Origin of the sequence: Amycolatopsis orientalis DSM 43388, from assembly GCF_000411975.1 — a bacterium.
In the GTDB taxonomy this organism is placed as follows: Bacteria; Actinomycetota; Actinomycetes; order Mycobacteriales; family Pseudonocardiaceae; genus Amycolatopsis; species Amycolatopsis orientalis_D.
In genome coordinates this window covers 1-24,200 of sequence record NZ_ASXG01000025.1, presented here as the reverse complement: position 1 = coordinate 24,200, position 24,200 = coordinate 1, and the positions used below count along the sequence as shown (strand labels likewise).

The 24,200-nt window shown below is 70.5% G+C and carries 25 protein-coding genes; 17 read left to right on the top strand and 8 right to left on the bottom strand.

Translation table 11 applies throughout. The features are described from left to right. Positions 1 to 485: 485 nt before the first annotated feature. On the bottom strand, positions 486 to 1,271 hold the full coding sequence (locus L942_RS04160; protein ID WP_037355114.1) for an IclR family transcriptional regulator: 786 nt from the start codon (positions 1,269 to 1,271) through the stop codon (positions 486 to 488). Positions 1,272 to 1,441: 170 nt separating this feature from the next. On the opposite strand from L942_RS04160, the gene hutH reads away from it, so the two are divergent. The 8 genes from hutH to L942_RS04125 all read left to right on the top strand — a co-directional run bounded on the left by hutH (position 1,442) and on the right by L942_RS04125 (position 10,375). Further along, positions 1,442 to 2,968, top strand: a complete 1,527-nt coding sequence (hutH, locus tag L942_RS04155; RefSeq protein ID WP_037355111.1) for a histidine ammonia-lyase — start codon at positions 1,442 to 1,444, stop codon at positions 2,966 to 2,968. Positions 2,969 to 2,970: 2 nt separating this feature from the next. After that, positions 2,971 to 4,632: a urocanate hydratase gene (gene hutU / locus L942_RS04150; protein WP_037355109.1), complete on the top strand. Its 1,662-nt coding sequence runs from the start codon at positions 2,971 to 2,973 to the stop codon at positions 4,630 to 4,632. Further along, entirely contained in the window at positions 4,629 to 5,825 is a 1,197-nt protein-coding gene (locus tag L942_RS04145) for an allantoate amidohydrolase (RefSeq protein WP_037355107.1), read from the top strand. The genes hutU and L942_RS04145 overlap by 4 nt, the downstream gene beginning before the upstream one ends. Further along, a complete protein-coding gene (locus tag L942_RS04140; RefSeq protein ID WP_037355104.1) occupies positions 5,822 to 7,126 on the top strand; it encodes a formimidoylglutamate deiminase in 1,305 nt (434 codons plus the stop codon). The genes L942_RS04145 and L942_RS04140 overlap by 4 nt, the downstream gene beginning before the upstream one ends. Next, positions 7,114 to 8,259: an imidazolonepropionase gene (gene hutI / locus L942_RS04135; protein ID WP_037355101.1), complete on the top strand. Its 1,146-nt coding sequence runs from the start codon at positions 7,114 to 7,116 to the stop codon at positions 8,257 to 8,259. Before L942_RS04140 ends, hutI begins: the two co-directional genes overlap by 13 nt. A 5-nt stretch (positions 8,260 to 8,264) precedes the next feature. Further along, positions 8,265 to 8,441 carry a hypothetical protein gene (locus tag L942_RS44115; protein ID WP_158684414.1) on the top strand — a complete coding sequence of 59 codons (177 nt, stop codon included), beginning with the start codon at positions 8,265 to 8,267 and terminating at the stop codon, positions 8,439 to 8,441. Positions 8,442 to 9,011: 570 nt separating this feature from the next. Beyond that, on the top strand, positions 9,012 to 10,142 hold the full coding sequence (locus L942_RS04130) for an inorganic phosphate transporter (protein WP_037355099.1): 1,131 nt from the start codon (positions 9,012 to 9,014) through the stop codon (positions 10,140 to 10,142). A gap of 11 nt (positions 10,143 to 10,153) precedes the next feature. After that, positions 10,154 to 10,375 carry a hypothetical protein gene (locus L942_RS04125; RefSeq protein WP_037355097.1) on the top strand — a complete coding sequence of 74 codons (222 nt, stop codon included), beginning with the start codon at positions 10,154 to 10,156 and terminating at the stop codon, positions 10,373 to 10,375. Here the strand turns inward: L942_RS04125 and L942_RS04120 are convergent. Further along, a complete protein-coding gene (locus tag L942_RS04120) occupies positions 10,372 to 11,100 on the bottom strand; it encodes a hypothetical protein (protein ID WP_037355095.1) in 729 nt (242 codons plus the stop codon). The genes L942_RS04125 and L942_RS04120 overlap by 4 nt on opposite strands. Further along, positions 11,097 to 11,306 (bottom strand): hypothetical protein, encoded by a 210-nt coding sequence (locus L942_RS44770; protein ID WP_037355092.1) that lies wholly within the window; start codon positions 11,304 to 11,306, stop codon positions 11,097 to 11,099. Before L942_RS44770 ends, L942_RS04120 begins: the two co-directional genes overlap by 4 nt. 81 nt (positions 11,307 to 11,387) lie before the next feature. Between L942_RS44770 and L942_RS04110 the strand changes: the two genes are divergently transcribed. Both L942_RS04110 and L942_RS04105 read left to right on the top strand, forming a co-directional pair. Then, positions 11,388 to 12,935, top strand: a complete 1,548-nt coding sequence (locus tag L942_RS04110; protein WP_037355088.1) for a sensor histidine kinase — start codon at positions 11,388 to 11,390, stop codon at positions 12,933 to 12,935. After that, a complete protein-coding gene (locus L942_RS04105; protein ID WP_037355085.1) occupies positions 12,932 to 13,579 on the top strand; it encodes a response regulator in 648 nt (215 codons plus the stop codon). The genes L942_RS04110 and L942_RS04105 overlap by 4 nt, the downstream gene beginning before the upstream one ends. Here L942_RS04105 and L942_RS04100 read toward each other — a convergent pair. Next, a complete protein-coding gene (locus L942_RS04100; RefSeq protein ID WP_081654932.1) occupies positions 13,576 to 14,691 on the bottom strand; it encodes an FAD-dependent monooxygenase in 1,116 nt (371 codons plus the stop codon). The two genes, L942_RS04105 and L942_RS04100, sit on opposite strands and share 4 nt — an antisense overlap. Positions 14,692 to 14,742: 51 nt before the next feature. Between L942_RS04100 and L942_RS04095 the strand changes: the two genes are divergently transcribed. Then, on the top strand, positions 14,743 to 15,294 hold the full coding sequence (locus tag L942_RS04095) for a TetR/AcrR family transcriptional regulator (RefSeq protein ID WP_037355121.1): 552 nt from the start codon (positions 14,743 to 14,745) through the stop codon (positions 15,292 to 15,294). Here L942_RS04095 and L942_RS04090 read toward each other — a convergent pair whose 3' ends face one another. The 4 genes from L942_RS04090 to L942_RS04075 form a co-directional block, all read right to left on the bottom strand. Beyond that, positions 15,295 to 16,053 (bottom strand): ABC transporter permease, encoded by a 759-nt coding sequence (locus L942_RS04090; RefSeq protein WP_037355083.1) that lies wholly within the window; start codon positions 16,051 to 16,053, stop codon positions 15,295 to 15,297. Continuing rightward, positions 16,050 to 16,964, bottom strand: coding sequence for an ATP-binding cassette domain-containing protein (locus L942_RS04085; protein WP_037355080.1), 915 nt, complete (start codon positions 16,962 to 16,964; stop codon positions 16,050 to 16,052). Before L942_RS04085 ends, L942_RS04090 begins: the two co-directional genes overlap by 4 nt. A gap of 77 nt (positions 16,965 to 17,041) precedes the next feature. After that, positions 17,042 to 19,462: an ATP-dependent helicase HrpB gene (gene hrpB, locus L942_RS04080; protein ID WP_037355076.1), complete on the bottom strand. Its 2,421-nt coding sequence runs from the start codon at positions 19,460 to 19,462 to the stop codon at positions 17,042 to 17,044. Then, complete coding sequence (locus tag L942_RS04075) at positions 19,459 to 20,289, bottom strand: glutamate ABC transporter substrate-binding protein (RefSeq protein ID WP_037355074.1); 831 nt, start codon at positions 20,287 to 20,289, stop codon at positions 19,459 to 19,461. Before L942_RS04075 ends, hrpB begins: the two co-directional genes overlap by 4 nt. Positions 20,290 to 20,387: 98 nt before the next feature. Here L942_RS04075 and L942_RS04070 point away from each other — a divergent pair, with 98 nt between their 5' ends. The 6 genes from L942_RS04070 to L942_RS04045 all read left to right on the top strand — a co-directional run bounded on the left by L942_RS04070 (position 20,388) and on the right by L942_RS04045 (position 24,080). Then, positions 20,388 to 20,897 carry a MauE/DoxX family redox-associated membrane protein gene (locus L942_RS04070; RefSeq protein WP_037355119.1) on the top strand — a complete coding sequence of 170 codons (510 nt, stop codon included), beginning with the start codon at positions 20,388 to 20,390 and terminating at the stop codon, positions 20,895 to 20,897. A 5-nt stretch (positions 20,898 to 20,902) separates the two neighbouring features. Beyond that, the gene (locus tag L942_RS04065) at positions 20,903 to 21,703 is read left to right on the top strand and encodes a DsbA family protein (protein ID WP_037355073.1); all 801 of its coding nucleotides are present in this window, start codon (positions 20,903 to 20,905) and stop codon (positions 21,701 to 21,703) included. Between the two features lie 78 nt (positions 21,704 to 21,781). Further along, entirely contained in the window at positions 21,782 to 22,096 is a 315-nt protein-coding gene (locus tag L942_RS04060) for a hypothetical protein (RefSeq protein WP_037355070.1), read from the top strand. Next, positions 22,093 to 23,208, top strand: a complete 1,116-nt coding sequence (locus L942_RS04055) for a C40 family peptidase (protein WP_037355067.1) — start codon at positions 22,093 to 22,095, stop codon at positions 23,206 to 23,208. The genes L942_RS04060 and L942_RS04055 overlap by 4 nt, the downstream gene beginning before the upstream one ends. After that, positions 23,209 to 23,589 (top strand): hypothetical protein, encoded by a 381-nt coding sequence (locus L942_RS04050; RefSeq protein WP_106964795.1) that lies wholly within the window; start codon positions 23,209 to 23,211, stop codon positions 23,587 to 23,589. Next, positions 23,583 to 24,080 carry a YbaB/EbfC family nucleoid-associated protein gene (locus L942_RS04045; protein ID WP_037355065.1) on the top strand — a complete coding sequence of 166 codons (498 nt, stop codon included), beginning with the start codon at positions 23,583 to 23,585 and terminating at the stop codon, positions 24,078 to 24,080. The genes L942_RS04050 and L942_RS04045 overlap by 7 nt, the downstream gene beginning before the upstream one ends. Positions 24,081 to 24,200: the final 120 nt, after the last annotated feature.

Here is a 24,200-nt window from a genome sequence, read left to right as displayed (position 1 = left end):
GGGTGTCGTTGGCTGGGTGGTTGGTGGGTGGGGGTGGGGTGCTGCGCCGGGCGGGTTATGGGGTGGGGGTGTCTCGGGATTGGCTTTTGTGTTAGGTGGCAGCCGGTGCGGATCAGTGGTGTTGGGTTGGGGTGGTGCCGGAGTTCGGCTCGGCGCGGTATTGGTTGGGGAAGATTGACTGTCATTGGTTCGGTGCTGAAACCGTACTGATGGGCTACGGCGCGGACGGTGGTTCCGCTTGCTCCCGGCGGGAGGCCGGTGTCGTGCCCCTGCCAGCCAGTTCGGCGAATTGTTGCTGGCGAGAGTCCATGGGGCTTAACAGGGTCAAGCTCATGGCAAAGTGCGGCGACGTAGCGTGGTCTCATCCGGTGCAAGGTGGTGACAGGGGCCATTCGCTGGTCGTTCGGCGAGGGGCGGTTCGGTTTCATTGCCGCTGAGATTTTGAGTGGGTAATGACTGTCGATCGTTTGTCGGGAGGCCTGACTTCACGCTGGACGGGTGCCGCCGATATGCGTGGTGAGCGTGGCTGCCGTCGCCGCGACCGCTTCGGCCAAATCGGGGAAGGTTTCTTCGCACGGGCCCTCATCCGGGCAGAGGTGGCGCAGCGTCACGCTGATCGCGGCCATCGGGCGGGAGCCGTGGTCGAAGACTGGGGCGGCGACGGAGGCGAAGCCTGCTGTCACGTGACCGTCTTCCACTGACCAGCCCAGGCGGCGCTCCGCTGCCAAGGTGCGGCGGAGGTCGGCCAGCGAATTGGGGCCGCGCGGGGTGCGCAGGACGAACGATGTCGCGGCCGGGAACAGGGCCCGGACGTGTGCGGCTGGCAGGTGCTGCAGCATCGCGCGGCCGGAGGCGGTCAGGTGTGCGGGGAGGCGGACGCCGACGTCGGTGACCAGGGTTTCCGGGCGGGCCGGGCGTTCCTTGATCAGGTGCAGTGATTCGTTGCCGTGCAGGACGCCCAGGTGTGCGGTGTGGCCGATGCGGTCGACCAGTTTCCGCAGCAGCGGGCCGGCCAGTCGCTCCAGCGGGTCGTGGCGCAGATAGGCCGAACCGAGTTCGAAGGCGGCGATGCCGAGGCCGTAGCGACGTTCTGCGGGCAGGTGGGTGACGAAACCGGCCGCGGTCAGTTCGTTGAGCAGGTGATATGTCGTCGACCGGGGCAAGTCCAGGTCGCGGGCGATGGCGGCGGCGGAGACGGGGCCGGCGTGTTCGGCGAGCAGGCGCAGCACGGAGAGGCCGTTGCGCAGGGCGGGAACGTCGGAACTGCTCATGTCGCCTCCTCCGGAAAGGGTGCGAGGGGTCCCTTCGCACAGCCCGAACGGAGTATGAGGGGTCCCTTCGCGCCGGTGGTCGAGGCTCTCGCCACGTATTGTCTTGAATACCAGACACTACCGCGAACTCCGCCCTGTCGCCGGGCCCCGCCGGGAGGTGCAATGGCGGCATGCCGGAACCAGTCCTCCTGAGCTCGAAGCCGATGACCGCGGCGCAAGTCGTCGACATCGTCCGTGGGCACGCGCACGTCGGGCTCGCCGAGACGGTCGAGAAGAACCTCGCCGCCACCCGCCAGCACATCGAAGACCTCGCCGACGCCACGTCGCCGACGTACGGGGTCTCGACCGGGTTCGGCGCGCTCGCCACGCGCCATATCCCCGTCGAGAGCCGCACCGCGCTGCAGCGCAGCCTGATCCGCTCGCACGCCGCGGGCGCCGGGCCCGCGGTGGAGCCGGAAGTCGTCCGCGCCTTGATGCTGCTGCGTCTGCGCACGCTGGCCAGCGGCTACACCGGCGTCCGCCCGCAGACGGCGCAAACGCTTGCGGCCCTGCTCAACGCGGATATCACGCCGGTCGTGCACGAGTACGGTTCGCTCGGCTGCTCCGGCGACCTCGCGCCGCTCGCCGCCGTGGCGCTCGCGTTGATGGGCGAGGGCGAGGTCTTCCACGCGGGCGAGCGGAAGCCCGCCGCGGACGCGTTGCGGGCGGCCGGGATCACGCCGATCGTGCTGGCCGAGAAGGAAGGCCTCGCGCTCACCAACGGCACCGACGGCATGCTCGGCATGCTGCTGCTCGCCGCCGCGGATCTGCACCGGCTGCTGGACGTCGCGGACCTCACCGCGGCGATGAGCGTCGAGGCGCTGCTGGGCACCGACCGCGCGTTCGCCGCCGATCTGCAGGCGCTGCGCCCGCACCCCGGGCAGGCGACCAGCGCGGCGCGGATGTTCGCCGCGCTGCAGGGGTCGAAGATCGTGGAAAGCCACCGTGGTCCGGATTGCAACCGAGTGCAGGACGCGTACTCGCTGCGGTGCGCGCCGCAGGTGCACGGCGCCGCGCGGGACACGCTGACGCACGCGGAACTGGTCGCGGACCGGGAACTGCAGTCCGCCGTGGACAACCCCGTGGTGCTGGCCGACGGCCGGGTGGAGTCGAACGGCAACTTCCACGGCGCGCCGGTCGCGTACGTGCTCGACTTCCTCGCGGTGCCGGTGGCGGACGTGGCGAGCATCGCCGAGCGCCGCACCGACCGGATGCTCGACCCGGCACGCTCGCACGGGCTGCCGCCGTTCCTCGCGCACGACCCGGGCGTCGACTCCGGACACATGATCGCGCAGTACACGCAGGCTGCCGTGGTCAGCGAGCTGAAGCGGCTCGCGGTGCCGGCCTCGGTCGACTCGATTCCGAGCAGCGCGATGCAGGAGGACCACGTTTCCATGGGCTGGTCGGCCGCGCGCAAGCTGCGCAAGGCGGTCGACGGCCTGACCACCGTGCTCGCCGTCGAACTTCTCACCGCGGCCCGCGCGCTCGATTTCCGCGCGCCGCTGGCGCCCTCGCCGGTCACCGGACGCGTCCGGGACCTGCTGCGCACCAAGGTCGAGGGTCCCGGCCCCGACCGTCACCTGGCGCCCGAGATCGCGGCCGCCGAAGAACTCGTGCGGTCGGGCGCTGTCCTGGCCGCGGCCGAACTGGAGGCCTGAGCATGACTAGCACCGCCCGTACCGTCCGCGCCGCCCGCGGCACCTCGCTGACCGCGAAGAACTGGCAGACCGAGGCCGCGCTGCGGATGTTCCACAACAACCTCGACCCGGAGGTCGCCGAGCGGCCCGAGGACCTGGTCGTCTACGGCGGCACCGGCCGCGCCGCGCGCAACTGGGCGAGTTTCGACGCGATCACCCGCGAGCTGACCGCGCTGGAACAGGACGAGACGCTGCTGGTCCAGTCCGGCAAGCCGGTCGGCGTGTTCCGTACGCACGAATGGGCGCCGCGGGTGCTGATCGCGAACTCGAACCTGGTGGGCGACTGGGCGACGTGGCCGGAGTTCCGCCGGCTCGAGCAGCAGGGCCTCACCATGTACGGCCAGATGACCGCTGGTTCGTGGATTTACATTGGCACGCAAGGCATTCTGCAGGGCACCTACGAGACGTTCGCCGCGGTGGCGAAGAAACGCTTCGGCGGAACGCTGCGCGGCACGCTGACCGTCACCGCCGGGCTCGGCGGCATGGGCGGCGCGCAGCCGCTGGCGGTCACTATGAACGACGGCGTGGCGTTGTGCATCGAGGTCGACGCCCAGCGCGCGCACCGCCGCGTCGAGCACCGCTACCTGGACGAGGTGGCCGACGACCTCGACGACGCGATCCGGCGGGTCACCGCGGCGAAGAAGGAGCGGCGTCCGCTGTCGGTCGGCGTGGTCGGCAACGCCGCCGAGGTGCTGCCGGAGCTGCTTCGCCGGGACGTCGAGGTGGACATCGTCACCGACCAGACGTCGGCGCACGACCCGTTGTCCTACCTGCCCAAGGGCGTCAGCGTGGACGACTGGCACGACTACGCGGCGAAGAAGCCGGACGAGTTCACCGACCGGGCGCGCGAGTCGATGGCCGACCACGTCGGCGCGATGCTCGGGTTCCTCGACCGCGGCGCCGAGGTGTTCGACTACGGCAACTCCCTGCGCGGCGAGGCGAAACTCGGCGGCTGCGAGCGCGCGTTCGACTTCCCCGGCTTCGTTCCCGCCTACATCCGTCCGCTGTTCTGCGAGGGCAACGGACCGTTCCGCTGGGCCGCGCTGTCCGGCGACCCGGAGGACATCGCCGCGACCGACCGCGCGATGCTCGAACTGTTCCCGGAGAACGAATCGCTGGCCCGCTGGATCAAGATGGCCGGCGAGCGCGTCGCGTTCCAGGGCCTGCCCGCCCGGATCTGCTGGCTCGGCTACGGCGAACGGCACCTGGCCGGCCTGCGCTTCAACGAGATGGTGGCCAGCGGCGAGCTGAAGGCCCCGGTCGTGATCGGCCGCGACCACCTCGACTCGGGCAGCGTCGCCTCGCCCTACCGCGAGACCGAGGGCATGGCCGACGGCTCCGACGCGATCGCCGACTGGCCGCTGCTCAACGCGCTGGTCAACACCGCGTCCGGGGCGAGCTGGGTGTCCATCCACCACGGCGGCGGGGTCGGCATGGGCCGGTCCATCCACGCCGGGCAGGTGACTGTCGCGGACGGCACGCCGCTGGCCGCGCAGAAGCTGGAGCGGGTGCTCACGAACGACCCGGGCATGGGCGTCATCCGGCACGTCGACGCCGGGTACGACCGGGCGGCCGAGGTCGCCGACGAGCGGGGCGTGCGGGTGCCGATGCGGGAGCAGGCGTGACCGCGTCCGGACTGCTCGGCGAGATCGCTGACGTCGGGCGCGACGCCCGGCGCGGCGGGTACTCGCGGCACGCGTTCGACGAGCCGGAGCACGACCTCCGCACGTGGTTCGTCGAACGGGCGCACCAACTGAGCCTCGACGTCGAGACCGACCGCAACGGCAACCTGTGGGCGTGGTGGGGCGCTCCGGGGGCGAACGCGGTCGTCACCGGCAGCCACCTGGACTCGGTGCCGGGCGGCGGCGCGTTCGACGGGCCGCTCGGCGTGGTGAGCGCGCTGGCCGCGGTGGAAGCCTTACAGGCCAAGGGGTTCCGTCCGGGCAAGCCGTTCGCGGTGGTTGTGTTCGCCGAGGAGGAGGGCGGACGCTTCGGCGTGCCGTGTCTCGGTTCGCGGCTGCTCACCGGGACGATCGACGCGGACCGGGCGCGGGCGTTGCGGGATCCGTCCGGGGTCACGTTCGCCGAGGCCGCGGCGAAAGCCGGGCTGGACGTGGACCGCGTCGGCGCGGATCCCGACCGGCTCGGGATGATCGGGCAGTTCGTGGAACTGCACGTCGAACAGGGCAAGGGGCTGATCGACCTCGGGTCGCCGGTGGCGGTCGGCAACACGGTGATCGCGCACGGCCGGTGGCGGTTTTCCTTTGCCGGACAGGGCAATCACGCCGGTGCGACGTTGCTCGCGGACCGCGTGGATCCGATGCTGCCCGCCGCCGAGACCGTGGTCGCGGTGCGGCGGTTGGCGCAGAAGAGGCCGGACGCGCGGGCGACCGTCGGACGGCTGGTGCCCACGCCGGGCGGGACGAACGTGATCGCGTCCACTGTGGACCTCTGGCTGGACGCGCGGGTGCCGGGCACTTCGACGCCGGAGCTGGTCGAGGAGATCGCTCAGGCAGCGCGGGCGGCTGCGGAAGCGGAAGGGTGCGAGCTGGCGGTCACGCGCGAGTCGTACTCCGACGACGTGGTGTTCGACGAGACGCTGCGGCGGTCGCTGGGGGAGTGGCTGGGCAATCCGCCTGAGCTGCCCACCGGCGCTGGGCACGACGCGGCGATTCTGGCCGGATTCGTGCCGTCCGGGATGCTGTACGTCCGCAATCCGACCGGAATCAGCCACGCACCGGAGGAATTCGCCGAGGCGGACGACGTCGAGGCGGGCGCTCGGGCCCTGGCCGAGGTGCTGGAGCGGCTAGCGAAATGACGACGTACTGGTGCGAACGGGCCTGGCTGCCCGACGGGATCGCGGAAGCGGTCCGGATCGAGATCGCGGACGGCCGGATCGTTTCGGTGACCGCCAACGCGCCGAAGACCGGGTCTGTGCTCAATGGATTGACTCTGCCGGGGTTCGCCAACGGGCACTCCCACGCGTTCCACCGTGCGCTGCGGGGCCGGACGCACCACGAGCGGGGTACGTTCTGGACGTGGCGGGAGCGGATGTACTCGCTCGCCGCCCGGCTCGATCCGGAGTCCTACTACCGGCTCGCACGCGGCGTCTACGCGGAGATGGTGCTGGCGGGGTACACGAGCGTCGCCGAGTTCCACTATCTGCACCACGGTCCGGGCGGCAAGCCGTACGCGTCGCCGAACGCGATGGGCGACGCGTTGCGGCAGGCCGCGCGGGACGCCGGGATCCGGATGACACTGCTCGACACCTGCTATCTCGCGGGTGGCATCGGAGTGCCGCCGGACGAGGTGCAGCAGCGGTTTTCTGACGGTTCCGCCGAAAAGTGGGCGGAACGCGTCGCGCTGCTGAAAGAAGACGACCTGTTCCGGGTCGGCGGGGCGATCCACTCGGTGCGTGCGGTCCCGGAGTACGAACTGCCGAAGGTGGACAACGCGGTGCCGGAAGACCGGCCGCTGCACATCCATCTGTCCGAACAGCGCGCGGAGAACGAGCAGTGCGAGGCGGCGTACCGCTGGACGCCGACCGGGTTGCTCTGGGATTACGGCGTGCTCGGCGAACGGCTCACCGCCGTGCACGCGACGCATCTGACCGAGCAGGACGTGAAGTGGCTGGGCGAATCCCGAAGCGGCGCGTGCTTTTGCCCGACCACCGAACGGGACCTCGGGGACGGCATCGGACCGGCTCGGAGTCTGCTCGACGCGGGTGCGCGGCTCGGCGTCGGGAGCGACAGCAACGCGGTGGTCGACGCCTTCGAGGAGACCCGGGCTCTGGAGCTGGACGACCGGCTCGCCAGCGAGGAACGCGGCCGGTTCACCGCGGAGGAGCTGCTCGCCGCCGGGACCGAGCACATCTCCGCGGGCTGGCCGGAGACGGGCACTCTCGCGGCAGGCGCGGGGGCGGACCTGGTGACGGTCGCGACGGACACGGTGCGCACGGCCGGGATCGAACCGTCCGGCGTGCTGTTCGCCGCGGCGGCCGCGGACGTCCGCACCGTGGTGGTGGCCGGACGGGAAGTGGTGCGCGACGGTGCGCACGTGCTGATCGAACGACCGGAAACCCTACTGGCCAAGGAGATCGAGGCGCTGTGGCAGTTCTGATCACCGGAATCGGCGAGCTCACCACGAACGATCCGGAGCTGGGCAAGCTCCGCGACGCCGCGCTGGTGCTCGACGGCGAGACCGTCGCGTGGGCCGGCCCGGCGGGGCGGGCTCCGGACGCCGACGAGCGGGTCGACGTCGAAGGACGGGCCGTGCTGCCCGGGTGGGTGGACAGCCACACTCACCTCGTGTTCGCGGGGGACCGGACCGCCGAGTTCGAGGCGCGGATGGCCGGACAGGCTTACGCGGCAGGCGGAATCGCGGTCACCGTCGATGCGACCCGGGCGGCTTCGGACGAGCAGCTGGTGGAGAACCTGCGTCGACATGTCGAGGAAGCGGCCGCGCAGGGCACCACGTGCCTGGAGACCAAGACCGGGTACGGCCTCACCGTCGCGGACGAGGCGCGGTCGGCACGGATTGCTGGCGAGGTCGCGGACGAGGTGACTTTCCTCGGCGCGCACCTGGTGCCGCCGGGTGCGGACGCGGAGTCCTATGTGGACTTGGTCTGCGGCGAGATGCTGGACGCGGTCGCGCCGCACGTGCGGTGGGCCGACGTGTTCTGCGAGACCGGTGCCTTCGACGAGGCACAGTCGGCGCGAGTGCTCAAGGCGGCGGCGGAACGCGGGCTTGGCCTTCGAGTGCACGGCAACCAGCTCGGCGAGGGGCCCGGCGTGCGCCTGGCGGTCGAACTGGACGCGGCGAGTGTTGACCACTGCACGTACCTCAGCGATGCCGATGTCGAGGCGCTCGCGTCGTCCAACACGGTCGCGACAGTGTTGCCTGCCTGCGATTTGTCCACGCGGCAGGCGCTCGCGCCGGCCCGGCGGCTGCTCGATGCCGGCGCGACGGTCGCGTTGGCGAGCAACGCGAATCCGGGCAGTTCGTACACCACGTCGATGGCGTTCTGCGTGACGACGGCAGTGCTGCAGATGCGGATGACCGTGGACGAGGCCGTGTGGTCGGCGACCGCTGGCGGCGCGCGGGCGCTTCGGCGCGAGGACGTCGGGTATCTGCGGCCGGGCGCGCGGGCGGATGTGCACGTACTTGACGCGCCGTCCACCACGCACCTCGCGTATCGGCCCGGGGTCCCGTTGACCCACGCGGTGTGGCGGAAAGGGGCGAGGCTGCGTTAATTCGGATGGCGGCCGTGTTCGCGGTGCGGCAGATCCTGTTCAACGGCTTCGACAACGTCCACTTCGGCAAAGAGTTCGTGCGGTACCCGAAGCGACCCGGAGATGTTCGCCGTGTGGAGCATTGTTTCCGGGGTGCGGAAGCAGATGATCGGTTTCGCGCCGCAGATCCGGCTCAGCTCTAACGAGCCGTACCTGACCGGTGCGTTCGGCGCTCGTCAGGGCAGGCCGATGACGACCTCCGCGCATTCTCCTCGCACGAGAGGCAGAAACTCGTGTTCGACCGGGTCGTGGGCTGGAAGCCCCGCGTGCGCCGGATGGTCGAAGCCCGGCTGCCGGGGCCGGAGCGAACACCGCGATGCTCGGCGGCGCCGCGCTGCGCAGCGGAGGACCGGACGTAATCGCGGAATACGAAGCGGATATGCGCCGGGATGGCTTCGCCGCGGTCCGCGAATCCGCGGCGCATGGCGTGCAGCACCGGAGACAGAACCCCTTGCCGGAAATGTCCGTTCTATAAAAGGCTCGGGAAGTGCGCGAGGGCAGAGTTCCTGCCCCCGCGCCCGAACGTGATTACGGTCCCGCACCGCTTGGGCGACGATCAAGAAGGACCAGCAGGTGAACGGCAGAAAACCGTTGGCACCAGCAAGATCCTGTTCATTCAGAGTTCAACTACTGGCCACTCGCTGAGGGATCTGGGCGCCCCGCCGACGTCGGTACCGTCAGTTCCGCAGGACACTCCGACCTGGAGAGCGGGCATGGACTTTTCTCTCATCGTCCTGGTGGTGATCGTCGCGGCGCTGGCCTTCGACTTCACCAACGGGTTCCACGACACGGCCAACGCGATGGCCACTTCGATCGCCACCGGTGCGCTCAAGCCCCGGGTCGCGGTCGCGATCTCGGCGGTGCTGAATCTCGTCGGCGCGTTTCTTTCGATCGAGGTCGCGAAAACCATTTCCGGCGGGATCGTCGACGACACCAAGGTCACGCCGGTGGTGATTTTCGCCGGATTGGTCGGGGCGATTGTCTGGAATCTCGTGACGTGGCTGGTCGGGCTGCCGTCGAGTTCGTCGCACGCGCTGTTCGGCGGGCTGATCGGGGCGACCTGGATCGCGTCCGGCGCGGACGCCGTGCACTTCGCGAAGGTCGTCGAAAAGGTGCTGATCCCGGCGGTCGCGTCGCCGGTGGTGGCGGGCATCGTCGCGATCGTCGGCACCTTCCTCGTCTACCGGATCACCGCCAAGGCGCGGCAGGACGTGGTCGGCAAGAGCTTCAAGACCGGACAGGTGCTTTCGGCGAGCCTGGTTTCGCTCGCGCACGGCACCAACGACGCGCAGAAGACGATGGGCGTCATCACGCTCGCGCTGATCGCGGGCGGTTCGCTCGCGCCAGGGTCGAGCCCGCCGGTGTGGGTGATCCTCGCCTCCGGCACGGCGATCGCGCTCGGCACCTACTTCGGCGGCTGGCGGATCATCCAGACGATGGGCAAGAAGCTCACCGAAATCCAGACGCCGCAAGGGTTCGCCGCCGAGACGAGTTCCGCGGCGGTCATCCTGGCCTCGTCGCACCTCGGCTTCGCGCTGTCGACCACGCACGTCACCTCCGGCGGCATCATCGGCTCCGGGCTCGGCCGGAAACTCGCCGAGGTGCGCTGGGGCGTCGCGGGCAAGATGGTGATCGCCTGGGCGCTCACGCTGCCCGCCGCCGCGATCGTCGGGGCCGTCGCCGCCGCGGTCTCCACGCGCGGCAGCTGGGGCACCGTCCTCGTGGGCGGCGTCGGCGTGCTGCTCGCGCTGGGCATCTGGCTCGCGTCGCGGCGCAACCCGGTCACGCCGTCCACTGTCAACAACGAGCCGGAGGCCGCCGAGGCCGCCCCGGCCGCGGCCTGAGGGAGCACGACATGGCGATCAACTGGGGTGCCCTCGGCATCGTTTTCGTGGTGTCGCTGGCCGCGGCGGTCGTGTTGACCGGGCTGTTCGCGTACGGCGTGCGCGGACTGTCGGAGCGGGTGACGGCGCGGGCGAATGGCGGCAGCGGCACGATGCAGCTGACCGGTTCGGTCGTGTGCTTCACGATCTGCGCCGCGGTCATCGGGTACGGGATCTACCTGATCGTGGCCTAGTCGAGCGCCGCCTCCGCGCGGGTTCGCAGTTCTTCCGGAAGCTCGCCGAGCAGCGGCCGCACCGTTGCCCGGCGAGCTTCGTCCAGGTGGGTCAGCACGTCCAAAGCCGGGGCCCACAACGACTCGTCCGCAGCGGCGGTGCGGACCAGCGAAGGCAGCCGGTCGTCGCCGAGCAGGCTGAGCAGGTGGTCGATCCGGCTGTGGTCGTCCAGCACGTACGCGGTGCGCAGGAGGCCGGCGTCGTCCAGCAGGCCGACGCAGCGGCGGACCGTGTCATCCGGCAGATGGCCGACGAACCGGCCGAGGGTGATCCAGTCCTCGCGGCGGGTCAGTTCCTCGGCGACCGCCACGACCGTCGGCACCGGGATCCGCGTGATGATCGACGTCGCGCGCCGGGGGTCCAGTTCGGCCGCGACCGAGGCGAGGAACTTCGGCGACAGCCGTTTCGCGACATCGACCCCGCGGGACACGTCGACCAGTCCGGCGATCCGCGCGCACAGCAGCGGGCCGAACACCTTCTCCGCGATTTTCGCGATCACTCCCGCGGGCAGCAGCTTGCTCGCCAGCGCCATCCGCTCCAGCACGACGAGGTTCGCGTCGAACAGCGTGGTCGTCACCTGCTCGCGCAGCAGCCGCACCTCGCTCTGGTCGACGTCGGCGAGATAGTCGAGGCGGGCGGGGTCGACGTCGAGCACCCGGGCGAGCTTCAGGATTTCCGGGTTCACAGGCCGACCGCTTTCCGCACCGCGCCGCGCAGCAGCGCCGGCACGTACTTCAGGCTTTCCTCCCCCGCGCGGGCGAGCGCCTGCGCTTGCCGGTGCCGGGCGTCCCGCAACGCCGCCGCCAAATCCTGTTTGTGCTGTTCAGGCAGGGATTCGATGCCGTCCGGCAGAGGAGCGCCGAGCTGCTCGGCCAAGGTGCGTTCAGCCATGGTGACCCATCATGCCGCACGAGACCGACCTTGACTTTCGGCAGTGGTGACGAATCGGGCGGCCCTTGTAGCGTCAGCGGAATGAAGGAAGCGACGCGAGTCCGCTGGCGCGTGGCGTTCGACGTGCTGCTGTGGGCTGCGTTGTGCGGATTCGTCCTGCTCGACGCGTCGAACAGCGCGAACAGCTGGGAACTCGCCTACGGACTGGTGTCGGTCACCCTGGCGATGGCGACGGCCCGCGTCTATCCGGCGTTCGCGCTGGCAGTGGCGATGGCGACGGCGCTCGTCATCGCGTTCGGCTGGGGCGGCCGGGTGGCGGTGTGGGAGTTCTTCCTGATCGTCGTGATCTCCTACTCGGCCGGTCTGCGGCTCGCCCGGGCGCGCGTGGCGTTGATCAGCTTCTTCGCCGTCGCGGTGGCCGGGCTTCCGCTGGCCTTGCTGCCGACGTCGAGCTTCGACGCGTGGGGCGCGGTGCTCGGCACGCTCGCGTTCGCCGGGGTCGCGCCGTGTCTGCTCGGCCGGCACGTGCGGCTGCGCCGCGAACTCGCGCAGGACGGGTGGCGGCGTGCCGAGGAGATGGAGAGCAGGCACCGGCTGGTCGCGCAGGAGGCGCGGCTGCGGGAGCGGGCCCGGATCGCCAGCGACATGCACGATTCGCTCGGCCACGAGCTGAGCCTGATCGCGGTGCGGGCGGCCGCGTTGGAGGTCGACCGCGAGCTTGGCGACAAGCAACGTCAGGCCGCCGGAGAGCTCCGGGCGGGCGCGGCGACCGCGACGGAACGGTTGCGCGAGATCATCGGCGTGCTGCGCGAGGACGCCGCGCCGATCGAGCCGGTGCAGGGCGATCTGGGGGAGCTGATCGACCGCGCGCGGGCGTCCGGGATCGAGATCGGCGCGCGGATCGACAACCTGAACGGCGTCCCGCCGATGGTCGCCCGAGCGCTCTACCGCGTGGTGCAGGAAGGGCTCACGAACGCGGCGAAGTACGCGCCCGGCGCGGCCGTCACGGTGGTCGTCGCCACCACCGGCGAGGCGACCGACATCCGGGTGCGGAACGCGCCGCCGCCCGCCGGGCCGTTGCCCGGCCGGTCCGGGCAGCGGGGGTTGATCGGGCTGCACGAGCGGGTGCGGCTGGTCGGCGGAAGCCTCACGGCGGGCCCGGTGGACGGCGGGTTCGAGGTGGCGGCCACTCTGCCGCACCACGCGGCACCCGCGCCGGAACAGGACGACGACGGGATCGGGCAGGCCGCGCGCGAGCTGGAACGCGCCCGGCGCGCCGTCCGGTCGAGTCTCATCCAGGCGATCGTGGTGCCGTTGGCGCTGTTCGGGGTGGTGGTCGGCGGGGCTGGCGTGACGTTCCTGGTGCAGTGGTCGACCTCGGAGCTGCCGCCGGAATCGTACGCGCGGATCCAGCTCGGCATGCCGCGTTCGGCCGTCGAACCGATGCTTCCGGCTCGCCAGCGCACGACGCTGCCGTCGATCAACGTGCCGCCGCAGCCTTCCGGAAGCACCTGCGAGTACTACGGAGCCGGCCGCAGCTGGCTCAACTTCAACCGTGCCGTATACCGGCTGTGCTTTGTGGACAATCGAGTGGCGAGCAAGGATTTTTACAGTGAGGACGAACGGTGATCCGCGTACTGCTGGCCGACGACGAAGCGATGATCCGCGCCGGAGTGGCCGCGATTCTGGCTTCGGACAAGGAGATCGAAGTGGTGGCCGAGGCCGCGGACGGACGCGCGGCGGTCGAACTGGCGCGCGCGAACCGGCCGGACGTCGCGTTGCTCGACATTCGCATGCCCGGTCTCGACGGACTCGCCGCGGCGGAGGAGATCCGGAAGTTGCTGCCGGACACCGGCGTCCTGATGCTGACGACGTTCGGGGAGGACGAGTACATCGAACGCGCGCTCGGCCTGGGCGCGAGCGGGTTTCTGCTCAAGGCGGGCGATCCGCGTGAGCTGCTTGCCGGGGTGCACGCGGTCGCCGACGGTGCGGCGTTCCTGTCGCCGAAGGTCGCGCACCGGGTGATCACGCGGTTGTCCGGCAACCGGTTCAGCCGCGCCGCGACCGCCCGCGAGCGGGTGAGTGTGCTCACGAACCGGGAACGGGAAGTACTGGCACTGCTGGCCGAAGGACTGTCCAATGCGGACATCGCGGCGCGGATGTTCGTGGTGGAAGGCACGGTGAAAGCGCACGTGAGCACGATCCTGACCCGGCTGGACGCGCGGAACCGGGTGCAGGCCGCGATCACGGCTTTCGAAGCCGGGCTGGTTTAAAGCTTCGGCGGTTGCCAACGGCTGATGCCGGCCCCGACTCGCGTGGTGACCGCCGCGGGGAGCAACCGGGTGAAAGCCGCCCGCAGCGCGACCGCCGCCGGATTGCGGAGGAGCGGCCCGCTGGCTCCGGCCTGGATCGACGCCTTCGCGACCTTCTGCGTGCGCGGGCGACGTTCCGCGTCGTAGCGCCGGAGTGCTTCGTCCACTGTGGACGACCGGACGTGCGAGGCCAGCACCACCGCGTCCTCCAGCGCCTGGCAGCCGCCTTGCCCGAGGAACGGCGGCATCGCGTGCGCGGCGTCCCCGAGGAGCGCGATCCGCCCGCGGACGTAGCTGGGCAGCGGCGTCGCCAGGTGATACGTGTCGTGCAGCAGGATTTCCGGCGTGGCCTCGATGAGCTGCGGGATCGGGTCGTGCCAGTGTCCGTACTTCGCGCGGAGGTAGGCGCGGCGGTCGTCGTGCCGGATCCCGGCCGGGCGGGCTTCGGAGACCCACCAGTACACCTCGTCGTCCAGCAGCGGAAGGACGCCGATTTCGATCCCGGCCGCCCAAGTCGTGCTGAGGGTGGGCTTCAACGGCAGGATGGCGATGCCGCGGAAGGCCGCACCGCCGCTGTACTCGACGCGCGCGGCCGGGAAGAGCGCCTGCCGGATCGGGCTGTTGATTCCGTCGGCTGCCACGACCAGGTCCGCTTCGATCGAGCCGGACCCGTGGTGCACGGTGCCGTTCTGCTCGACGCTCGTCACCTCGACCCCGGTCCTCAGGCATTCGTCCGGCAGCGCGGACCGCAGCGTTTCGATCAGATTCGCCCGGTGGATCGCGCCCAGCGGCAACCCGTGGCTGCGCACGAAGAGGTCCGCGTCCCAGCTGGCCAGCCGACGCCCGCGCCAGTCGACCAGTCCGCCGCCGTGCTGGGCGGAGATCCGGGGCTCGACGCCCAGCTCGGCCAGCGCCCGCTGCGCGTTGGGCCACAGAGAGATCCCCGCGCCGATGGCGGTGAGCTCCGGCGCCCGTTCGAGCACCGCGACCTCCCATCCGACCCGGCGCAAGCCGATCGCCGCGGCCAGTCCGCCGATGCCGCCCCCGACCACGACCGCGCGTCGCGAAGCCATGCCGACCTCCTCTACGTCTGTAGAGGACTCTACACCTGTAGTGTGCCGGGCGTGGAACGGATTGCCGTGATCGGCGACGCGGCCATCGAGGTCATCGCGGCCGAGGGCATGCGCGGGCTGACTCACCGCGCTGTCGACCGGGCGGCTGGGCTGCCCGCGGGCTCGACGTCGTACTACGCGCGCACTCGCGTCGCGCTGCTCGAACTCGCCGCGGACCGGATGGTCGCACTCGACCAAGCGGAAGTCGCGCCGCCGAAAGGGAAACTCGCGGAGTTCCTCGGCGCGATGGTGCACCGATCGATCACCGCTGGCCGCACCAGAATGCTCGCGCGCTACGAATTCGCGCTGGAATCGGTCCGGCGGCCGGAGTTGCGAGCCCGATACGACGCCGGCGGGCTCGAATTGCGCCGCCGGTGCGCGGAAGTGCTGGCCGCGGCCGGTTCTGCGACCCCGGAGGAGCACACTCGCGTGCTCATCGGCTGGCTCGACGGATCGATCTTCGACGCACTCGCGGGCACGGGCTCCGTCCACCCGCCGACCGAGGCCGAACTGGTTGCCGGAGCCCGTGCCGTGCTCGCCGGGCTGGGATTGCCGGACGCGTGATCAGGCGTCGCGGCGGTTCAGCACCGCGGTCCCCGCGCCGATCCCGGCGACCGCCCAGCCGAGGCAGACCAGCACGCCGACCCACGGTCCGTACGGCGGCGGGCTGCCGAAAAGCGGGTTCACGTCGCCGGACGGCACCATCGCGTTGATCCCCGCGAAGGCCGGGAAATAGTCCATTGCCCCAGAGACCACGTAATTCGAGATCAGCATCGGCAACGGCAGCAGCAGCACGATCACCACTACCAACGTCCCCGCCGCGCTGCGCAGCACGAACGAAACCCCCAGGCACAGCACGCCGAGCAGGGCGAAATACGCCCCCATGCCCAGCGCGGTAGCCGCCCCCTGCGACAGCGACGTGGCACCCCCAGCCCCACGCATCAGCACCGAGGCGACCCCCATGCCCAGCGCGGCGACCACCACGCCGTAGCCGAACAGCACCGGCACCAGCACCGCGGCCTTGGCGGCAGTGACCCGAGGCCGCACCGGAACCCATTGCAGCGTCGAGCGAATCGACCCGCTGGTGTATTCGCTGGTCACGAACAACGTCGCGACCGCGAGCACGCAGAACTCGACCAGGTAGATCGCCCCGGACGTGACGATGCCGTGCGCGGTCTGCTGCCGATCGCTGTTGGCGTGCTGGGAAATTCCCGAGACAACCGAATAGAACGCCATCAACAGCACCCCGCCGGCGAGCGACAGCCACGTCGCCCGCACCGACCAGAACTTGGTCCACTCCGCCGAAATCGCCAGCTTCGTCATGCCGTAACCCCGTATTCCACCGAGCCGGCGGTCAGTTCCATATACGCCTGCTCCAGCGAGGCCGTCCGCTCCGTCAGCCCGTGCAGCCGAACGCCCAGTTCGTGCGCCGCATCCCCGATTTCGGCCGCGCTCGCGTCGTCCACGAGCAATTCGCTGTCCGCTCCGGGCAGCACTGAACGGCCGTTCGCGCGAAGCCAGTCCGCGAGTCTCGTGCGTTCGGCCGGATCCGGCGCGAGCACCGCGACCGACTTGCTCGAGTTTCCCGCGATGAACTCGCCGATCGCCGCGTCGGCGAGGAGCGCACCCTTGCCGATGACCAGCAGGCGGTCCGCGGTCAGCTGCATCTCGCTCATCAGATGGCTGGACACGAATACCGTGCGCCCTTCGGAGGCGAGCGAGCGCATCAGCTGCCGCACCCAGCGCACGCCGTCCGGGTCGAGGCCGTTGACCGGCTCGTCGAACATCAGCACACCCGGGTCGCCGAGCAGCGCGCCGGCGATGCCGAGCCGCTGGCTCATGCCGAGCGAGAACGTCCCGGCGCGCTTGCCCGCGACATCGCTCAGCCCGACCGTCGCGAGCACTTCCTCGACGCGGCTGGCGGCGATTCCGTTGCTGCGCGCCATCGCGAGCAGATGCTTGCCCGCGCTGCGGCCGGGATGTACGGCCTTCGCATCCAGCAGTGCGCCGACTTCCCGCAACGGAAACCGCAATTCCGCGTACGGTTTGCCGCGGATCAGCGCGTCGCCGGAGTCCGGCCGGTCGAGGCCGACGGTCATCCGCATGGTGGTGGACTTGCCCGCGCCGTTCGGGCCGAGGAACCCGGTCACCGTGCCCGCCTCGATGACCGAGGTGAGGGCGTCGACCACGGTTTTCTGGCCGTAGCGCTTCGTCAATCCGCGAAACGTGATCATAGGGCGAAGTCTGCGCCCGCGCGGAGTGCGCGGACATCAGCCGAGCGTCCCGGACCGACCCTGACTTTAGGCAGGGGTCAGCGCGCCCGGCGGGTGGTGTGCCGGGTCGGGCTGGCCGTCGTGGGGTCTTCTGGCCACGGGTGTTTCGGGTAGCGGCCGCGGAGGTCGGCGCGGACGGCGGCGTATCCGGTGCGCCAGAAGGATTCGAGATCGGCGGTGACCGCGGCCGGGCGACCGGCGGGCGACAGCAGGTGCAGCACCACCGGCACGCGGCCGTCGGCGAGCGACGGCGTCTCGGTCCAGTCGAAAGTCTCCTGCAGCTTCACCGCGAGTACCGGCTGGTCGCCGCGGTAGTCCACGCGGTAGTGCGAACCGGACGGGACTTCGAGCCGGTCCGGGGCGAGTTCGTCGAGCCGCGCGGCCTCGGGCCAGGGGAGCAGGCCGCGCAGGGCGGCTCCGGCGTCGACGTTCGCCAGGTCGGCCCGGCGACGGACCTTCGAGAGGTCCAGCCAGCTGTCTGCCTCGGACAGCAGCGACTCGTCGTCCACGGACGGCCATGGATCACCCAGGACGCGGTGCAGGAACGCCAGGCGTTCGCGGAGGCGGGTGCCGTCTTGGCTCCAGCGCAGCAAGCCCAGGCCTTCGGTACGGAGTCCGGCGACAACTGCGTCGTGGACGAGCTGTGGGTCCGGGTTGCGCAACGGCTTTTCCGACAACACGATCGCGCCCAGGCGGCGGACGTGCCGGGCGACCACATCGCCGTCCCAATGCACTTCGTCCACTTCGGACACCAGGGTCGGCGCGGCTCGGACGGCCAGCGCTTCGTCGGCGGTCGCGGCGAGCCGGATGGTGCCGTGCGCTCTGCCCGGGTCGCGGGTGGCCTCGGCGACCGCCAGCCATTCGGCGTCGCCCAGCCCGCTGCCGCTCGGCAGTTCGGCCGCCGTGCCGCCGGCCATCAGATACACCGGGGCCGAGCCCGCGCGCCGCCGGGCCAGGCGTTCCGGATGGGCGAGGGCGACGACGAGCGCGGCGTCCGGGCCTGCGGACGCTGGCGAATCGACCAACGCGGCCAGCCGTTTCGCTTCCCGCTGCCATCGGCGAGCCGCGTCGTCGTGTGCGGAACGGAGCCGGCGCAGTTCGGCTTCGACGTCGGTCAGTGTCGCTCCGGCGTCGAGCAGCGCGACCACTTCCGCGGCCTGCCGAGCGCCGACCGCCTCGGCCCCGTCCAGCAAGGCGCGCGCCAATCGTGGGTGCAGGCCGAGGTCGGCCATCTTCTGTCCGCGCGGCGTGACGGTTCCGTCGGCCGTGGTCGCACCGAGTGTCACGAGCAGGCTTCGCGCGGCGGCGAGCGCGCCTTCGCCGGGCGGGTCCCACCAGGCGAGGCCGGTTCCGTCCGGAGTGGACCAGCAGGCGAGTTCCAACGCGAACCGCGCCAGTTCAGCGGTGCGGATTTCCGGCTCCGGATACGCGGGCAGCGTCGCTTGCTCGTGTTCCGGCCAGCAGCGATACGCCCGGCCAGGCGCTTCCCGACCCGCCCGGCCAGCTCGTTGTTCCGCTACCGCGGCCGAGACCCGCACCGTGGCGAGCCCAGCCAGGCCGCGTCGATGGTCCACCCGAGGGACGCGGGCGAGACCGGAATCGACAACCGCGCGGACGCCGGGAACGGTCAGGCTCGATTCGGCGACGGCGGTCGCGAGAACTACCCGCCGCCGGTCGCGTGGCCGCAAGGCCTCGTCTTGGCGGGCTGCGGAAAGCCGTCCGTGCAGCGGAAGTACGTCCGCGTCGAGCGAACTCAGCAACGCCGACGTACGCGCGATTTCCCCGGCCCCAGGAAGGAACGCGAGCACATCACCGTCCCCTTCGGACAGTGCTTTCCGGACCGCCGAAGCGACTGCGGCTTCCGGGCGTTCCCCGCGCGCCGGAGCGCGATAGCTCAGCTCAACCGGATACGTGCGGGCGTGTGCGGTAATCACCGGAGCGTCGCCGAGGAGTTCGGCGAGCCGTCCGGACGCGACCGTCGCCGAGGTCGCGAGCAGGCGCAGGTCGTCGCGCAGCCCGGCGCGGACGTCGAGGAGCAAGGCGAGCAGCAGATCCGCGTCGAGATGACGTTCGTGGCACTCGTCGAGTAAGACCGTCGACACCCCGGCCAGCTCCGGATCGTGCTGTACCCGCCGCACCAGCAGCCCCGAGGTCACCACTTCGATCCGCGTGCGTGACGACACCTTCCGGTCGCCGCGCACCGCGTACCCGACCGTCTCGCCGACAGGTTCGCCCAGCAGCGCAGCCATCCGTGCGGCCGCCGCCCGAGCCGCGAGCCGACGCGGCTCAGCGACCACGACACGTCCTTCGCCGCGGTTCAGCGCGAGCGGCACGAGCGTGGTCTTCCCGGTACCGGGCGGGGCGACGAGCACCGCGGCGCCGTGGTCGTCGAGCGCGCTCAGCACGGACGGCAGCACCGCGCGGACGGGCAGGTCCGGCAGCGAGGACAGGTCGGTCACTGCTCGGTGATCTCCGGTGGATTCGGCAACGGGTAGTTCGACGGCCCGATGTTCGTCTCCAGCGACTTCCGCCAGGCCCCGGTCGACACCATCTTCCGGATCGCGTCGTCCACCGCGTGCTGGCCCTCGGTGTCGCCCTTGCGCAGGCCGATGCCGTACCGCTCAGTGGAAAACGGGCGGCCGACCACCTTGAGCAGCTCCGGATTCTGCGCGACGTACCCGGCGAGGATCACCGCGTCCGTGGTGACCGCGTCGACCTGGTTGGCCAGCAGCGCGGTGACGCAGTCCGGATACCGCGGGTACTCGACCAGCTTCACCATCTGCGCGAACTTGTCCTTCACCGTCTGCGCGGGCGTCGAGCCGGTGACCGAGCAGAGCCGTTTGCCGTTGAGGCTTTCCGGGCCGGTGATGTCCGCCGAGGTGAGCCGCACCAGCAGGTCCTGGCCGGTGACGAAGTACGGGCCGGCGAAGCTCACCTGCTGCTTCCGCTTGTCGGTGATCGAATAGGTGGCCACGACCAGGTCGACCGCGCCCGAGGCGAGGTCGGTCTCGCGGCGGGCCGGGGTGGTCTCGTGCCAGGTGATGTGGTCCGGGTCGACCCCCAGTTCGCGCGCGACGAAAGTAGCGACGTCGACGTCGAAACCGGTGAACCTGCCGTCGACGGTTCGTTGCGAAAGGCCGGGCGCGTCGAACCGGATCCCGATGGTCAGGTGGTTGCCGTCACGCGCCCGGGTGGGAAGCGGGTCGTCCTTGGATACCGTCGACGATCCGCACGAGACGCAGCTGACCAGCAGAAACACCGCGGCGAGCGCTGCGCGAAACCGCATCGGTGCCTCCGCTTCGCCGGTTGGCTGCTCACATAGTTCTCAGGTCAGACGGCTAGCCTAAGCGCGTGCGCCGACTGCCCCAACCTGTACTCGACACCATCGGCACGCTCGCCCGGCTCGGGCTGGCTGCCGTGTGGCTCGTGTCCGGCGGCCTGAAGATCGCCGACCCGGGGCAGACGTACATCGCCGTACAGGCCTACGACGTGCTCCCGCACGCGCTGGTGCGCCCGGTCGCCACCGGGCTGCCGCTGCTGGAGCTGGTGCTCGGGCTGCTGCTGCTCGCCGGGCTGGCCACGCGCTGGGTCGCGGGCGCGTCGCTGCTGCTGCTGGCCGTGCTCGTCGCCGGCATCGCGCAGTCGTGGGCGCGCGGGCTGAGCATCGACTGCGGCTGCTTCGGCGGCGGCGGGCACGTAGCCGCCGGCCAAACCGAATACCCGCAGGAGATCCTGCGCGACGCCGGCTTCGCCCTGCTCGCGGTGTGGCTGCTCGTCCGGCCGCGCACCTGGCTTTCGGTCGACGGCTGGCTCGGCTGGGGCGCGGGACGGAAATCCGGGAACTCCGGCGAGGTTTCGGACGACTACCCCAAGGGCATCGCGGAAGGGAATTAGGAACAGTGGGTGGAGCTGCGCGCAACGCGCGGAAAAGCCGTCAGCAGGCGGCGGCCGCGAGGTCGGTCGCCCAGGCGCGGGGCTCGGGAAGCGACCGGAACAAGATCATCGCCGTGGTGGTCGCGGTCGTGGTGATCGCCGCGCTCGTGATCGGCGGCGTGCTCTGGATCAACTCGAGCAAGAACGCCACGCAGGACAGCGCGATCCAGCCGGGCACGCCCTCGGCGCTCGGGCCGGGCGTCGTCGAGAAGCGCGACGGCGTCGTGGTGTCGGTCGGCAAACCGGGCGCGCCGAAGACCATCGACCTGTACGCCGACTTCCTGTGCCCGTACTGCGCCAAGCTGCAGCAGGACTTCGGGCAGCGGATGGAGAAGGCGATCAACGACGGCCAGCTCACCGTGCGCTACCACATGGTGATCCTGCTCAACCAGAACTCGGACCCGCCGGGCTACTCGCTCGAGTCGGCGAACGCCGCGCTCGCCGCCGCCGACCAGCAGAAGTTCACCGCGTTCCACGACGCGCTGTTCAAGAACCAGCCCTCGGAAGGCGGCCGCGGGTACGACAAGGCCCAGCTGATCAAGCTCGGCCAGGACCTCGGGATCACCGATCCGAAGTTCGCGCAGACGGTCAACGCCGGCACCTACGACCAGCAGCTGCAGGCGGCGTTCCAGCAGATCCAGAGCGACCCGAAACTCCAGCAGGACTTCGGCAACGGCCAGGTCGGTTTCGGCACGCCGACGGTCGCGGTCAACGGCAAGGCCGTCCCGGCGCAGGGCGACTGGCTGACGAAGATCCTCAACGGCTGACCTGATCCGGTCATTTCGCCTGTTCGGGCACAACTCGTCCGCTAACCTGGGCCGCAGGGCTCAGGGGAGGGGCGGGTTGTGTCCGGTTTTCATGTCGACGACGGCGCGTACGAGAACTACGCGAAGCAGGTCGACCCACTCGGCGACGAGGTGCGTTCCGCGGCGAAAGCGCACGTCGGTCAGCATGTGACGCTGTCCGGCGACGGGTTCTCCGCGATCGGGGACGAATCCGGGTTCGCCGGCGCGTACGGCGCGCGGATGCGGGCGTTGCAGGAACGCCTGCACGCGCTCGGCGGCGGCTGGCACGACGTCGGCGAGGCAGCCCGGCGCACGCAGGGCAATTACGCCGCGGTCGAGCAGGAACACGGCGACGCGTTGCGCAGGCTTTCGTGAACGCTCCGGTCGATCATCTGGTCCGCAACGGGCTGGACACCACGAACCAGTTCGCCGCGAAGCTGAAGCACGACCCGGCGGCGATCAACGGCGCGCGCGACGGGCATATCGCGCTGCAGACGTCCGTCGGCCAGGCCAACCAGCGCTCGGGCGCTCAGCGGGTGAATTTGGCGGCGGCCAGTTCCGGGGCGACCTCGGAGCGCGCGGTCGCGACGTCGAAGGATCTGGAGAAGGAAGTCCAAGACCTGCTCGACGAGAGCGCGGAAATCGAGCGGGCGGTCGCCGAGGCGGCGGAGACGCTGCACGTCGGCGAGATCCGCAACGACCAGGTCCGGGACCAGATCCTGCGAGAGATCGCGTCGTCGATGAAGGCGCTCGCGGCGGTCAACGGCATTCAGCCGCCGGAGAGCCGGGCGGCCGCGGCGCGGCAGATCTTGTTGCGGTTGCAGGCGAAGATCGGCGAGTTGACCGGCCAGGCGGCGACGTTCACCGAGGAGACGCTCGGGAAGCTGACCGGACTGGGGCAGCGGCTCGGCGGGTCGGAAACGACGGCCGCGAGCAGCGCGACGACGTCGGTGCCGCAGGCGTTCAACCACAACGGCGCGCACGTCAGCCACGGCGGCGGAGGTGGCGGTGACAGCGGTGGCGGCGGAGGCGGTGGCGGGTTCGCCGGGAAGCCGCGGTTGCCGGTGGCCGTTCCGCCGCAGCCGGGCAGCGGCGTCGGTATCAACTTGCCGGGCGGGAAAACCGTGATGGCACCGAATGAAACCGCGGCCAAGGCGGTGCGGGCGGCGCTGTCTCAGCTGGGCGTGCCGTACGTGTGGGGCGGGACCGCGCGCGGGCAGGGGCTCGACTGCAGCGGGTTGACCATGACGTCCTATCAGGACGCCGGGTTGCAGTTGCCCCGGACGGCGCGGCAGCAGACGGTCGGGGCGGAAGTGCCGTCGATCGACCAGTTGCTGCCGGGCGATTTGGTGGTGTGGTCCGGGCACGTCGCGATGGTGATCGGCGACGGGCAGATGGTCGAGGCCGGGGACCCGGTGCAGATCAGCAAGATCCGCACGACCAACGCGGGGCAGCAGTTCATCGGGTTTTACCGGCCGACGGGGTGAGTGGTGGCTGAATTCGACCTGGATCGCGCGGTGGCGCGGGTGATGGAGGAGGCCTCCCGGACCGGGGAAGCGGCCGCTGCCCGGTTCGAACGGGCTGGGCCGGTGGTCGGGAAGGCCGCTGCTGGAGGGGTTTCGGTTGAGGTCGCGCCGGGCGGGTTGCTGACGGGGCTGACGTTGACTCGGTCCGCGTTGCGTAGCGGGTCGGAGGCGGTGGCCGCGCAGATTCTCGAGCTGTCGCGGCGGGCCGAGCGGCGGGCTGGGGACCGGATGCATCAGGTTTTGTCGCCGGTGCTGGGGGCCGACGCCGTGACCGCGCTGGGGTATGCGCCGTTGGCTGAGGACGATCCGGATTCCTACGACGAAGAGCCGGTGACGTGGTGAAGACCCGGGAACTGATTGAGCAGGCTCGTTCTCGGGAGGCGGCGTTGGCGCAGGTCGCCTCGTTGATGGCGCAGGCGCGGGGATCGGCTCATGCCGTGGACGGGTCGGTTGAGGTGACCGTGGACGCACTGGGGTCGCTGAAGCGGTTGTGGCTCGCGCATTCGGTGGCGGAGAGGGATCCGTCGCGGGTTTCGGCGTTGGTGCTCGAGGTGGTGCGGGTGGCGATGGCTGAGGCTGAGCAGGATTGCTACAACCGGGTGGGGTTGTTGTTGGGGGAGGAGGCTGGGCTGCTCGTGGAGGCGCTGTCTGGGCGGGCGGCTCCGGCTCGGTCCGCGGATGATGATCCGGGGATGACGGTGGAGGAGTTTCAGCGGTTGCGGGCGGAGCGGGTGGGGGAGAGGCGGTTTCCTCCTCATCACCTTGCTGTTGAGTCCACTGTGGAGGATGGGTGGGAGGGGTTTGATCCGGCTTCGTTGCGGTCGGATCGGTGAGAGGGGGGCTTGGGGGCTGACGCCCCCTTCGGGGGTGGGGGTTGCGTGGGGCACCCCGAAGGTTGATTGTGACTACGGTCTGGGGTTGGGGGAGGGGTGGGTGCCTCGGGAGATCGGAAG

Bases quoted from the DNA above. Each gene is read 5' to 3' on its own strand.
- L942_RS04140 (WP_037355104.1), top strand. From the start codon at position 5,822: ATGACGACGTACTGGTGCGAACGGGCCTGGCTGCCCGACGGGATCGCG.
- L942_RS04125 (WP_037355097.1), top strand. From the start codon at position 10,154: ATGGCGATCAACTGGGGTGCCCTCGGCATCGTTTTCGTGGTGTCGCTG.
- L942_RS04160 (WP_037355114.1), bottom strand. From the start codon at position 1,271: ATGAGCAGTTCCGACGTTCCCGCCCTGCGCAACGGCCTCTCCGTGCTG.
- L942_RS44770 (WP_037355092.1), bottom strand. From the start codon at position 11,306: ATGGCTGAACGCACCTTGGCCGAGCAGCTCGGCGCTCCTCTGCCGGAC.
- L942_RS04085 (WP_037355080.1), bottom strand. From the start codon at position 16,964: ATGATCACGTTTCGCGGATTGACGAAGCGCTACGGCCAGAAAACCGTG.
- L942_RS04075 (WP_037355074.1), bottom strand. From the start codon at position 20,289: ATGCGGTTTCGCGCAGCGCTCGCCGCGGTGTTTCTGCTGGTCAGCTGC.
- L942_RS04110 (WP_037355088.1), top strand. From the start codon at position 11,388: ATGAAGGAAGCGACGCGAGTCCGCTGGCGCGTGGCGTTCGACGTGCTG.
- L942_RS04130 (WP_037355099.1), top strand. From the start codon at position 9,012: ATGGACTTTTCTCTCATCGTCCTGGTGGTGATCGTCGCGGCGCTGGCC.
- L942_RS04100 (WP_081654932.1), bottom strand. From the start codon at position 14,691: ATGGCTTCGCGACGCGCGGTCGTGGTCGGGGGCGGCATCGGCGGACTG.
- L942_RS44115 (WP_158684414.1), top strand. From the start codon at position 8,265: ATGGCGGCCGTGTTCGCGGTGCGGCAGATCCTGTTCAACGGCTTCGAC.
- hutU (WP_037355109.1), top strand. From the start codon at position 2,971: ATGACTAGCACCGCCCGTACCGTCCGCGCCGCCCGCGGCACCTCGCTG.
- hutH (WP_037355111.1), top strand. From the start codon at position 1,442: ATGCCGGAACCAGTCCTCCTGAGCTCGAAGCCGATGACCGCGGCGCAA.
- L942_RS04090 (WP_037355083.1), bottom strand. From the start codon at position 16,053: ATGACGAAGCTGGCGATTTCGGCGGAGTGGACCAAGTTCTGGTCGGTG.